Source organism: Paenibacillus oleatilyticus, assembly GCF_018998565.1.
GTDB lineage: Bacteria > Bacillota > Bacilli > Paenibacillales > NBRC-103111 > Paenibacillus_G > Paenibacillus_G oleatilyticus.
Genome location: NZ_JAHNZO010000002.1, coordinates 116,203 through 129,075 on the forward strand (window position 1 = coordinate 116,203; position 12,873 = coordinate 129,075).

A 12,873-nucleotide genomic window follows, 5' to 3' on the forward strand; every position below is an offset into this window, starting at 1 on the left:
CAGGCAGTCGATTCTGGAGATGTCTTGAACGAAATCGCAATGTTTCGAACATCAAAAATGAGGAGTGGTGAATGTGCTTAAGTCTCTGAAATCTCACAAAAATTGGGTGATCGCGTTAGGTATTAGCTTTTGCTTCGTGCTGCTGGCCATCGTAGGTACAGGGGCCAAGTCTGCGGAAGCGGCGGTCGACATTGATCCTTCGGCCATTTATAACATCATCGCCAAGCATAGCGGCAAAGCGCTGGATGTAAGGAATGCTTCCTCGGACGATGGCGCGGCCATCCAAACCTGGACTTATAATAATAGGGGCAATCAACAGTGGAGAATCGTTCCGACGGGCGACGGCTTCTATAAGATTGTTGCCGTACATAGCGGTAAAGTGCTCGATGTTGCCGATAACTCCTACGCGAACGGGGCGTATATCAATCAATGGTCCGATAACGGCGGGAATAATCAAAGCTGGAGCATCGAGCCCCTGGGCGACGGCTCTTACAAAATTACCGCCAAGCATAGCGGCAAAGTTCTGGATGTGAAAAACGGCAGGACTGAAGACCCGGCGTTTTTGCACCAATGGCCTTTTCAAAACACGGACAATCAAAAATGGTTTCTTCAAAGAGCAAATTAAGTTTGTTCGGACCTGGAAAACACCTGCCACAGGTGTTTTTCTTTTGCCGCAAAATTTAACCGGAGGTCTAAAAGATAGCCGTTAAGACGCCAGTAACGTTTGCAAAACTTTCTTTGCGCAACGGTTGGTAAAGATTGTATGATGGGGTTCATTTCCCGTGGATACTTGCTATAATGAGAGAGCAGCGCATGATCGCCGGACGTTTCAAGCTCAATTTGCTGTAGTCGGACGATTGGATTCTTGTGATGTTTTTGTTGGAGATAGGGAAAGGAAGAGTCGGAGCATGAAAAAAATCAACAAAGTCAGGATGCACGAAATGGTTTCCGAAGAATTGAAACAATATATTCGGAACAACGATCTGAAGAAAGGGGATAAGCTTCCTTCCGCGGAAACCATTATGAAGATTTTGGGCGTCGGACGTTCTTCTCTGCGGGAAGCCTTGCGTTACCTGGAAGCGTCGGATGTCATCGAGGTCGTCAACGGAAAGGGCATTTACGTGAAAGAAACGGCCCAGTATCAAATGTCTGCGAAAATCAATGTGGAGGACGAAAGGTCAGCTTTGCTGCAGCTTATGGAAGTTCGTCGCGCTCTGGAAGTGCTCGCGGTCGAATTGGCGGCTCAGCGCTCTACGGATGAGAATATTGAGGAAATGCGCCACTATTTGCTGGAAATCGAAAGGACGCGCGGACAGGCCAGCTCGATTGCCGATATGAAATTTCATCAAGCGATCTATAAAGCAACCGGGAATCCGATTTTGCAAAGCATCGTGGAATCGGTGTGGGAGTTATTTTCCGTATTCTGGAATGCTCCGTTCGGGCATCAGGAAATATTTCAAGACAGCTTTCCGTTTCACCAAACCTTATTCGCTGCCATCGTCGAGAAAGATCCCATGAAAGCGCGTGAGGAATTCAATAAAATTATGGATAGTATGGAGCAGTCGATCAAAAATTTTCAGTTTAATGTCATGTAATGTAACATAAAAAACCATTTAATTCCCAGTACAGCGTTTTCAATTTTGTTTCAAAGTGATGAAAGATAACAAAAGGTATTGACTTCCTCTCCTTCACCATATTATGATTTGGTTATCTCAACTGACTATATACCTGTCTGACAGGTATATAGGTGGATAGGATTCCACGGGAAAAGGGCCTCCGTTAGAATTCCTGTGAAACGAAAAATTTGGTCTTTGCAAAAAAACAAGCGCCTCGGTACGATGGGGTTGCGCACGAGGCCAGTAGCCTCAAAAACCCATCATCCAGGAGGACGCTCACTATGAAGTTTAAATCGCAGGACAAACAAAATCAACTCATTGAAAACATTTCCTCTTTACATCTGGTCGTCGGTGTAGATATTGCCCAGGAAGCTCACGTTGCTCGTGCGGTCAGCTATCGGGGAATTGCTTTGGGATCGTCGCTAGAGTTTGGTAGCCATGACGAGGGTTTTCAGTTGTTCGGCCGCTGGATTCGAGATCTACTCAAGTCTTACAAGCTGAGCAAAGTCATTGTCGGCATGGAACCTACCGGCCACTACTGGTTGAGCCTGGCTCGCTGGCTTTCAGGCCAGGGAATTGAGGCTGTGCTCGTAAACCCCCATCTCGTCAAAAAGAATAAGGAAAACCGCGACAATACCCCGTCTAAAAGCGACCGTAAGGACGCGCTTGTCATCGCGGATATGGTCAAAAACGGCTACTATTCGCCCGTACGTTTCAACTCGGAGGCATACGAGGAACTGCGGATCCTCATGGCCAATCGGGATACAGTTACGAAACGGCTTAACAGCGCCGTTAACCAGATACATCGCTGGGTGGATATCGTGTTTCCCGAACTTCGGCAGGTCTTTAAAATCCTTACCTGTACAAGTGCTCTTGCTACGTTAAGGCTGTTTCCTCTTCCGAAGGATATTAGCCGGTTAACGACAGAGCAAGTCATTGCCGGCTGGAAGCAGTATGTAAAGCGTCATGCTGGTTTATGGCGGGCCGAGCAACTTATTGCGCTGGCAAAGCGCAGCGTCGGTGCTACGCAAGCTCTGCACGCCTACAAGCTGCATTTGGGACAGCTTCTTGAAGAATACGACTTGGCAACGCGCCAACTTGAGCTTATTGAACTTGAACTTAAGCTCGTACTTGAACGCATCCCTTATGCACAGAAGATGCTTGCCATTTCGGGCGTAAATGCAACCAGTCTAGCAGGTGTGCTGGGAGAAGCAGGTGATCTAAGCGGGTATACACATGGAAATGCCCTGCTCCGCCATGCAGGACTTAACTTGGCTGAAGCCAGCTCTGGGAAATGGCGTGGAAAAATGGTGCTAAGCAAGCGCGGACGCCCACGTCTTCGCCGCTTCCTTTATCTTATGACGATGTGCATGGTCATGACCAATCCAGATGTGAGAGCCCTACACCACCACAATGTCCAAGTGAAAAAGCTAAAGAAAATGAAATCCATTATGAAATTATGCGGTAAAGTGGCAAGAATGCTTGTTGGTCTGGCTAAGAGCACCGAAGCATACAGCTCTACTAAGGTATTTCCTCAAGCAGCTTAAGAAAAGTTTCTTCATCAGTTGATGTATTCGCAGGATAGATTAAGAAGCACGGAGTATCGGGAGACGTTGCGCAAAAGGGCTCGGACCCGTTCCGTTAGAAATACCGACCTCCACCCCTTAGCTAGATGTGACGAAGGAATGAGAGGGCTTAGACCCGTTGAGACATGGGAGTGAGAATCTCTAAGGGCAACATGGAGACGTGCAGGATATGGAACTAATTAGGTGATATACTTCCCACCTCTGTTCCTGCATGCCCTTTCAGATGATGTAAGCTACCGGCCTCTTTGTTTCCTTCTTATCTGACACATAGCTAAAGGTGAAATCCTGCGAATTCATGAGCTAGAGTGAGATAACTAATTCATTTCGAGGGAGCTCAAAGGGGGCCTCAACAGACACAGAGGTTTGTCTGGAAAACAATTATGGTGGAGGGGTGCAGTATGAAGGGGACACAACGATGGTTGACCGTATCTTTGATTCCGGTTTTGGCGGCAGGGGCGTTAAGCGGCTGTTCGAGCGATGAAGCGAAGGGAACGGCGGGCGATGGAAGCAATTCGAAAACCGTTAATCTCAAGATGATCGAAAGCTTGACCAGCCCGGCAAGAACCGAAGTGATTAAGAAAATGATCGCCAGCTTTGAAGCGGCGAACCCCAACATTAAAGTCGAATTGATTTCTCCGCCTCTGGAAAGCGCGGACAACAAAATCTCCACCTTGCTTTCCGTCAAAGACGACCTCGATGTGCTGGAAGTAAGAGACGTTACCGTGAAGCAATTCGTGACAAACAAATGGATTGCCGATCTTTCCTCGTATACCTCCTCTTGGAGCGGCTACAAAGACCTGAATGCCAACTCGCTGGCTATGGCGAACTACATTGATCAAAAGCCTTATTACATTCCATACGGCCTGTACCAGAAAATGCTGTTTTACCGGAAAGACTGGTTCGATCAAAAAGGCTTGACGCCTCCGAAAACGTGGGACGACCTGTACAAGGCGGCCAAAACGCTAACCGATTCCGCGAACAACCGCTTCGGCTACTCGTTCCGCGGCGGGTCGGGGGCTGACGGCTATATCGTCGACCTGCTCCGCGACTACAACGGCACGAACGTCAACCCCGACGACGCGATGTTCCTGAAAAACGGGGCCACGATCTTCAGCACGCCGGAAGCCAAGCAGGGCATGACGATGTATGTGAACTTATACAAGGAAGGCTCTCCTAAAGACTCCGTCAACTGGGCATTTGCGGAACAGGTACAGGGCTTCGTCTCGGGAGCGACGGGAATGCTTATACAGGACCCCGATACGATCGATCCGGTCAAGCAGAAGCTGAAGGAAGGCACCTGGGCGACCGCGCCGATGCCGACCGGTCCGACAGGAGCTTCGCACTACAAAGTGGGCGCAGCCGGATGGGGAATGACGTCCTATTCCAAGCATCCGCAAGAAGCGTGGAAGCTGATTGAGTTCATTTCCAGTCCAGAACAAAATGCGATCTTCACCAAAGCGGCTGGCGTTATCCCGATACACAACAGCGCATCCGTTGACAATTACTTTAAAGAAGGCGCTTACAAGCCTTATATCGATATGGCCAACGATACCGCCCACTACATTCCGTACAAACCGGAGACGGATTATAAGGGCTTCGGCGAATGGAGAAAAGTCGTTCAACAGGATGCGCAGGGTATTCTCCTTGGCCAGATGTCGATCGACGATGCTTTGAAGAAATGGGACGCCTACTGGATCAATGAGAAGAAGCAAGGCAAATAAGCAAGCACAAGCGGGTGGCGGATAGGCATCCCCTGGCCGCCGCCTCTATTCTGGGAGGGACCATGCATGAAAAACCGGGAAGCGACGCCGTTACGGGGAGCGGGAAGGTTGTTCCGGCTGAACCGAACACAAACGTTTATTTTTCTTTGCTTGCTTCCGACCCTGCTGCTCGTTTTCGGCTTCACCTATTTTCCGATTCTCAAAGGGATTAGCGTAGCGTTTCAAAACTATTCGTTGTTCAATTTGACGGATGTTCATTTTGTCGGCCTGCAAAATTTTCGTACGGTGCTCGCCGGGGATCAGTTCAAAACGATCCTTAAAAATACGGCCTTATGGGTGATCATCTCGCTCGTTTTGCAATTCGTCATCGGCTTTTGCCTGGCGCTGCTGATGCGCAGAAGCTTTCGCGGACGCGGGGTTTATCAAGGCTTTGTGTTTTATTCGTGGGCGCTGTCCGGCTTTCTGATCGGCATCATCTGGCGCTGGCTGTTCAACGGACAAATCGGCGTCATCAACGACCTGCTGTTGAAGTTCGGCTTGATTACGGAGCGGATCGGCTTTTTATCCGATCCGAAGTGGGCGCTGTTCTCGGTCATCGTCGCCAACGTCTGGTACGGGGTAGCCTTCTTTGCCATTATGCTGCTGGCAGCGCTGCAATCCGTGCCGTCCGAGCTGTATGAAGCCGCCGAAATCGACGGAGCGAGCCGGTTCAATCAGCTGTTTCATGTAACGATCCCTTACATTATGCCGACCATCATTTCGACGACCGCGCTGCGCGTGATCTGGATTTTCAATTTTCCCGATCTGATCTACGGCATGACCAACGGCGGACCGGCAGGCTCAACCCACATTTTGACGACGTACATGCTCGATAAAATCGTCTTTTCCGGCGATTACGGGCAGGCGAGCGCGATCGGGATCATCTGCATCGCCATTCTGGCGTTGTTTACGACCTTCTATCTGTTTGCGACTAGAGCGGAAAAAGCGGGTGATTTTTAATGAAAAAACAGCTGGCTTTTGCCGGAAAGGCAGGCAAGGCGGCCGCTCTTGGCCTGTATTTGATCTTTATGGTATTTCCGTTGTATTGGATGGTCATTACCTCGCTCAAACCTCGCAACGAGATCTTTACACTGCCTTTGCAGTATTGGCCCGAACGAATCTCGTTTGAAAACTATATTCAGATCTTCAAAATCTCGAAGTTCCATATTTACATCGGCAACAGCCTTATCGTCTCACTCACTTCGGCGGCCGTCGTGCTGGTCGTGACCGTTCTGAGCGGATACGTTCTGGCCCGGTTCACGTTTCGGGGCAGCAAGCAGTTGATGATCGCCTTTTTCGTCACCCAGATGGTTCCGCTTTTTATCGGATTCAGTACGCTCTACCTGATGATGTCCCGCATGGGACTGCTGAATAAACAGGGCTCCCTGATCCTGATGTATACGGTCGGTCTCGTTCCGTTTTGCACCATTATGCTGCGGGGTTTTTTTCAAAGAATTCCGGCGAGCCTGGAGGAAGCGGCGATGGTCGACGGCTGCTCGAGGCTGGGCGCCTTGTTTCGCGTCATCGTGCCGGTCATGATGCCGGGGATTTCGGCCACGTTTATTTTTGCCTTCGTCCAGAACTGGAACGAGCTGTTCATGGCCATCATGTTTATCGACAAGGAAAGCTCGAAGACGCTGCCGGTCGCCATGAATTCCTTCATTACGAAATTTGATATCGATTGGGGATCGATGTCTGCCGCAACCGTGCTGTCCATTGTCCCGACGGTCATTTTATTCGCCATCTGCCAGCGATTCATCGTCGAAGGCTTGACGCAGGGAGCGGTAAAAGGATAGTCAAAAACAAGATGAAAGGACCGATTCCCGTGGACCCTAAATTGGATGGTCAAACCGACGAACGTACCCGAAAAAATATTATCGATCCGAGCACGCAGGTAGCTCACGATTCGCATGACGAACTGCACCGGGGCGCCGTGGTTATGCCGATTTACCAGAACAGCTTGTTCACCTTCGCCACGTACGAGGAGTTTGACCGTGCGTCTGCAGGCGCGAGCGATTCGTTCGTGTACACGCGGGGGAATAATCCGACGGTCCGTCAGCTGGAAATGCGGCTGGCTGCGCTTCAAGGAGGCGAGAAAGCGCGATGCTTCGCTTCGGGCATGGCCGCCATCTCCACCGCGATTCTGGCGAATGTCCGGGCGGGCGACCATATCATTTGCGTCGATCAGGTGTATGGACCGACGCGGGAGCTGTTGACAAGTTTTCTAACGCGGTACGGCGTCGAGACGACCTTTGTGGACGGCGCTTCGCTTGAAGCGATTCAGGCTGCCGTGCGGGCGAATACGAAGCTGGTGTATCTGGAAAGTCCCACCACCTTAACGTTCCAGCTTCAAGATTTAAGCGCCTGCGCCCGCCTGGCGAATAGCATCGGGGCCGTGACCATGATCGACAATACGTGGGCGACGCCTTGTTTGCAAAATCCGTTCGAGCACGGGATTGATTTCGTTCTTCATTCCATGAGCAAATATATCGGCGGGCACAGCGATATCGTCGGCGGGGTGCTGATCGGGTCCGCAGAGAACATCAATCGGATTAACGCCAGCGAATACTTGCTGCTGGGCGGGATTATGACTCCGCACTCGGCCTCGCTTGCGATGCGGGGGCTGCGAACGCTGCCTTTGCGGCTGGAGAAGCAGGAGCAGAGCGGGCTCACTGTCGCCCGCCATCTGGAAAGCCTTCCGTTCGTGAGGAAGGTGAACCATCCGGGGCTTGCTTCCCACCCGCAGCACGAACTGGCCCGGCAGCAAATGAGCGGTTCGAGCAGCCTGTTTTCCTTCGAGACCGACCTGCCGGCCGGGGAAATGAAGGCGTGGGCGGACCGGCTCGAATACTTCCGGATCGGCGTCAGCTGGGGAGGCCATGAAAGTCTGGTCACCGTCGGCCGGCTCGGACCCGGCTACGAGTCCGTTCCGGGCTCGCTCGTCCGGCTGTATGTCGGCTTGGAAAATCCTCAAGTTCTAATTGAGGATATCGAACAGGCCAGTGCGCAGCTTCCAGTTAAATCCAAATAAAGACAATAAAGGAATAACATTGGGTCACCCTTCTTCCAGACCAGCCTCCCGGTCGGGGGCCGAACGGACGGCTTGCCGGTATTCGCTGGGGGACAGCGTCGTGGACCGCTTAAACAGATTCGAGAAATAAAACCGTTCCAGCCCGATCTGGCTTGCGATTTTTTCGATGGATTGATTCGAATGGGTGAGCAGCCATTTGGCCCTTTCGATCCGGACCTTGTTAATATATTCGATCGGCGTGACTTGGAACAAGTTTTTGAAGTACCGGCAGAAATAGTTCGGACTGTAATGAAACGCTTCGGCCAGCGCTTTCGGCGTCAACGGCTCGGCGAGGTGCTCTTCGATATACTGCAAAATTTGATTCGACCGGCTGATCGCGGAGGAGGAGGACAGGCAAATCGACTGCGGCGGGAGCCGGTCCATATAGTACGTCAAAATTTCGTATAAAATCGCATTTGCTCTAAGCGGGGACGTGATGTCTCCGCTCTTTTGATTTGCTTTTGTAAGCTTCTCGAACAAATGCTGCATATAGGGCATGTCATCCACTTCGATATAGTACGGAAATTCGATTAGATGGGAGAGATGAAAGCTGCCGACGTTCGCGGAGAAATGGCACCAATATTTGTGAAAGGTGTTGGCGCTGATGATCGAGTACGCCAGAGGGGTGTCCGACGGCAAAAAATACAATTGGCCGGCAACGGGATAAAACTCCTGACGCTTGACTTGAAGCCAGCCTTCTCCGCCCAGGATCAAATAAAAGCGGTTGAAGCCGTCCGTCCTTAGCGGCCTCCGCCAATTCTGGGTGACTCTTTCGCAGTAGCTGGAGACCATAAGCTCCAATTGCAGCGTTTTGAAATAATTTTGAATGATCTCGTTTTGGTTTCCGGCCATATGGACTTCCCCTTTCCTAGCCAAGTATACCACGGAATGGGAAGTTAGGATATTCCATGAAAAAGTTACAGATACACATACTGCAGGGCGCCGGTTTTCGATACGATGGGGGTAGCCTCGCAATAGGGGCTGGCAGGCATAACGATGGTTAGCCTGCAGATATGGAAAGGAGGGGTCCCTGGAAGCATAAAGCCGTCGGAATCGTCCGGCGGAATTTACGATTGCAAACATACATGGGAAAGGAGTCGATCAAGTGAAAAACGAACGAAAGAACGGGTATCCAAAGCAAATGTGGCGCAGGACGGTATCTCTGCTGCTCGCCTCTCTGTTACTTGCGCTCCAATGGGTCGGCAGCGCAGGGGCGGAAGAGGCAGCCGACAGCCGGGTGGCAGCGGCCAAAGAAACCGTGGCGGAATGGATCTTCAAGGATAAAGGAACCGACGGCGTGTTCCCTGCCACGGGCGGGGTGTACAAGACATCATCGACGTTCCGGGACATCGGCACGAACACGGATCAATATACCTACGACTCGGGAGAGCGCAGTATCCGCAATCAAGGGTGGAACGACGGAACGGGCAAAAAATATTGGCTTGCCACGATATCCACCAAGGGCTTCGAGAACTTGACGCTGTCGTCCCAGCAGACGTCATCCAGCACGGGGCCGCGCGATTTCAAGGTGCAATTCAGCACGGACCAAACGAACTGGACCGACCTTTCCGGGGGCACTCTGGTGCTGGAGCAGACGAACTTCAACTGCAAAAACAACAGCTGTAAGCTCACTGACGCTCCGCTCCCGAGCCAAGCCGACGACAACGACCTGCTGTACATCCGTTGGGTTGTGAATTCGACAAAGAACGTGAGCGGGGGGACCGTGTCCAGCTCCGGCTCCAGCCGGATCAAGGATGTGATCGTCAAGGGCGACCGGAAAACCGGCGGACCGACTCCGACCTTAAGCGTGCAGCAGGCTCCTGCCAACGGAGCGAGCGACGTTGCGCCGAACGCGGCCGTCTCCGTCAAATTCAACAAAGCGATCGCTTTGAACAGCGGCCCGAGCGTAAGCATCGTCGACCAGAACAACACCTCCGTGGGCAATTTGTCCGTGGGTGTCGTCAACAGCGATACGCTGGCGATTAATCACCCGGATTTTGCCGAGGGCAAATCGTATACGGTCACCGTTCCGAAGGAGCTAGTCCAGGGAGCTTCAGACAACGTTCCTCTGACGAGTCCGATCGTTTGGAGCTTTACAACGAGAGGTGCTTCGGCGGCGGGCGCGCCGACCTTGTTGAATATGACCTTTAACGGGGATACGAAAACTAGCATCTCGTTTGACTGGTATACCGGGACGGACGTCACGGGGACCGTCGTTCAGGTCGTCGAAGCTTCCAAAGCTCCGGGCGGAAGCTTCCCCGAGCAGGAGGCGATGACCTTCACCGGTACGACGGAAATCGTGAAGACGCTGATGAAAAGCAGCGACCGAAGCTCGAATAAAACGACCTCGTTCGCCAATCACAAGGTGACGGCGAATAACCTGAAGCCGGGCACGAAATACAAGTACCGCGCAGGCAGCGGAAGGGCGGACAGCTGGAGTCCGGTCGGCTCCTTCACGACCGATCATGCGAACAATCACGATTTTCACTTTATTTATACGACGGACACGCAAGGCTCCAGCAAAGGAAACTTTGAGCTGTGGCAGGATACGTTCCGCAGAGCGATCGATCATATCGGTGATCCGAAATTCATGCTGCTGACAGGCGATCTGATCGATGACGGGGATCTGGAGGAGCAGTGGCAGTGGTTCTTGGGGATCCCGCAGAAAGAATTTGCGAACGTGCCATTTGCCCCGATCGTCGGCAACCATGAGATCGAGGATCATCCGAACAACAACTTCTACTACCATTTCAACCTGCCCAAAAGCGTCGGCACAAGCACCGAAGACGGCACGGTATATTCCTTCGAATACGGCGATGCGCTTTTCATGCAGATCAATACGCAGTACGAAGGCAAAGTCGATCCGTACAAGGCTGATGCCGGTTTTAAAGCGCAGGTGGACTGGATGCGCAACCAAGTGGCGAAGACGGACAAGAAGTGGAAAATCGTCGCGATGCACAAGGGGGCGTATTCCTCCGGGGACAACGCGGATGCGGAATCGGAGCGCGTGGAGTTTTACCGCAAATATTTGATTCCGGTCTTCGACGAATTGGGCATCGATATGGTGCTGGAAGGCCACGACCACCTGTACATGAGATCGCATCAGATGCTGGGCAACAAGGCGATCAAAGACGTTGTCGTAGACGGGCAGGGCAATGTGGTGAACCCGCAGGGCTCGGTGTATTTGATGGGTAATTCCGCGGCCGCCAAGTTTTACAAGATCAATCCGAACATCAAGGACTTCTTCTCCGTGAAAAACGCCCAGCCGAACAAAAAAATGTTCATGGACGTGCAAGTCACGGACGGCATTCTGAAGTTCACCTCGTATACCGCCGCCAAAAACGAGCCGCTGGCCGTTTACGACCAGTACAGCATCAAGCGGACGGACGGCAAGCCGGCCAAAGTGGAAAATGCCAAGGCCGAGCTGAAGAACCGCAGCGCCGTCATTTCCTGGAACGCTCCCGCGTCCACGTCCGAACCGGTCCGAGGCTACCGGATTTATGAAAAGAACGACAAAGCCGGCACGAACTGGAGCGTATACGTTCCGGCGGTGAAAGGGCAGAGCGCATACCAATATACCGTCAATAACGCGGATCCGGGCAAAACGTACGATTTCGTCATCAAAGCCGTCGGCGCAAGATCGAATTCCGACCCGTTGGAGGCAAGTACGTCTACGAATCCGTGATCTGAAAATCGCAGCCTGTGCCTGCGGCTTCTTCGATAACAGAGGGAGCCCGGGCACGGGTCTTTTTATGTGCCGGAAAAATACTCCACCAAGTACCTTGCAGAACAAAGTAGTGTGTGGTAGCATAGTAGTGGAAGGGGAGATCGTATGGATATGACGGAGTGGACTTCCCAGGTTCGTCGCGGAATTTTGGAATATTGCATCCTGCTGCTGGTTAGCAAGCAGCCGCGATACGGCTACGAGCTGGTGACGTTGTTAGACCGATGGGAGCCCCTGGCCGTGACGGAAGGGACGTTGTACCCTCTTCTGCGCAGGCTGCTTAAAGAAAACTATATCGAGTCCTTCTGGAAGGAATCGGAAGCCGGCCCGCCGCGCAAATATTACAGCCTGACTGCCGACGGACGCCTCCTGCTGGAGGCGATGTCCTGCGAATGGAACAAGCTGGACGCGGCAGTGTATCAAATTCAATTGTATCGGGGAGAGGAACCGTTATGAGTCCGAAGACAAGAGCGTACTTGGAGAAACTGTATCAACTATTGGAGAAAATGCCGGAAGACGAGCGGCTGGACGCGATCCGGGAAATCGAGAGCCATATTGCGGAAGGCATGGCGGGCGGCCAGTCGGAGGACGCCATTTTGGCCCGGCTCGGCGACCCGCGCGTGCTGGCGAAAGCGTACCGGAGCGAATATATAATGGAAAAGGGCCCGGCGAGATCGTTCAAAGACGTCATGATAATGGTCGGCTTTTATTGCACGACCGGGCTGCTGAGCATCATGGTCATCCCTGTGCTTGCCACACTTGCCGGCGGGTTTGGGTTTAGCGCGGTTCTCGTCTTCATAGCCGGATTACTCCGCACACTCGGCGTCACCGGGATTCAGATGAATCTCGGACCCGTAGAAGTTCCGACCGAGTGGAGCATGGTGGTCTCCACTATCGTCGGGGGCATCGTTGGGGGGATTGCTTACGTAAGCTGGAGAGGCCTGCGCCTATATATGAGCTTCCTTTCCGCGAGCTACAAAAAAGTGCTGCCAGGCAGGAGAGCGATGTAGCGCCGTACGACGAAATGTCCATAGTGAAGCGGGGGAGTACCGCAGTGCAATGACCGCATTCCGTGTCGGAATATGCGGTTTTTTTGCGTTTCGAAAAAGGGATACGA

11 protein-coding genes are annotated in these 12,873 nt (G+C 52.2%); 10 read left to right on the top strand and 1 reads right to left on the bottom strand.

Features of this window, described 5'->3' with window-relative positions:
* The first annotated feature begins 73 nt into the window (after nt 1-73).
* The 7 genes from KQX66_RS03750 to KQX66_RS03780 all read left to right on the top strand — a co-directional run bounded on the left by KQX66_RS03750 (nt 74) and on the right by KQX66_RS03780 (nt 7,993).
* On the top strand, nt 74-625 hold the full coding sequence (locus KQX66_RS03750) for an RICIN domain-containing protein (RefSeq protein WP_216789934.1): 552 nt from the start codon (nt 74-76) through the stop codon (nt 623-625).
* 283 nt (nt 626-908) lie between these two features.
* Nucleotides 909-1,595, top strand: coding sequence for a FadR/GntR family transcriptional regulator (locus KQX66_RS03755; protein ID WP_216789937.1), 687 nt, complete (start codon nt 909-911; stop codon nt 1,593-1,595).
* 302 nt (nt 1,596-1,897) lie between these two features.
* On the top strand, nt 1,898-3,163 hold the full coding sequence (locus KQX66_RS03760) for an IS110 family RNA-guided transposase (protein ID WP_216789940.1): 1,266 nt from the start codon (nt 1,898-1,900) through the stop codon (nt 3,161-3,163).
* 437 nt (nt 3,164-3,600) lie between these two features.
* A complete protein-coding gene (locus tag KQX66_RS03765; protein WP_253956896.1) occupies nt 3,601-4,923 on the top strand; it encodes an ABC transporter substrate-binding protein in 1,323 nt (440 codons plus the stop codon).
* 66 nt (nt 4,924-4,989) lie between these two features.
* Nucleotides 4,990-5,922 (top strand): carbohydrate ABC transporter permease, encoded by a 933-nt coding sequence (locus KQX66_RS03770; RefSeq protein ID WP_216789942.1) that lies wholly within the window; start codon nt 4,990-4,992, stop codon nt 5,920-5,922.
* On the top strand, nt 5,922-6,758 hold the full coding sequence (locus tag KQX66_RS03775; protein WP_216789945.1) for a carbohydrate ABC transporter permease: 837 nt from the start codon (nt 5,922-5,924) through the stop codon (nt 6,756-6,758). Before KQX66_RS03770 ends, KQX66_RS03775 begins: the two co-directional genes overlap by 1 nt.
* A gap of 11 nt (nt 6,759-6,769) precedes the next feature.
* Nucleotides 6,770-7,993 (top strand): trans-sulfuration enzyme family protein, encoded by a 1,224-nt coding sequence (locus tag KQX66_RS03780; protein WP_253956897.1) that lies wholly within the window; start codon nt 6,770-6,772, stop codon nt 7,991-7,993.
* Nucleotides 7,994-8,017: 24 nt separating this feature from the next.
* Here the strand turns inward: KQX66_RS03780 and KQX66_RS03785 are convergent, their stop codons facing one another.
* Complete coding sequence (locus KQX66_RS03785; RefSeq protein WP_216789947.1) at nt 8,018-8,884, bottom strand: helix-turn-helix domain-containing protein; 867 nt, start codon at nt 8,882-8,884, stop codon at nt 8,018-8,020.
* Between the two features lie 253 nt (nt 8,885-9,137).
* On the opposite strand from KQX66_RS03785, the gene KQX66_RS03790 reads away from it, so the two are divergent.
* The 3 genes from KQX66_RS03790 to KQX66_RS03800 all read left to right on the top strand — a co-directional run bounded on the left by KQX66_RS03790 (nt 9,138) and on the right by KQX66_RS03800 (nt 12,766).
* On the top strand, nt 9,138-11,717 hold the full coding sequence (locus tag KQX66_RS03790) for a fibronectin type III domain-containing protein (RefSeq protein WP_216789949.1): 2,580 nt from the start codon (nt 9,138-9,140) through the stop codon (nt 11,715-11,717).
* Between the two features lie 153 nt (nt 11,718-11,870).
* Nucleotides 11,871-12,212: a PadR family transcriptional regulator gene (locus KQX66_RS03795; RefSeq protein WP_438804166.1), complete on the top strand. Its 342-nt coding sequence runs from the start codon at nt 11,871-11,873 to the stop codon at nt 12,210-12,212.
* Nucleotides 12,209-12,766, top strand: coding sequence for a DUF1700 domain-containing protein (locus KQX66_RS03800; RefSeq protein WP_216789953.1), 558 nt, complete (start codon nt 12,209-12,211; stop codon nt 12,764-12,766). Before KQX66_RS03795 ends, KQX66_RS03800 begins: the two co-directional genes overlap by 4 nt.
* The last annotated feature ends 107 nt before the right edge of the window (nt 12,767-12,873 follow it).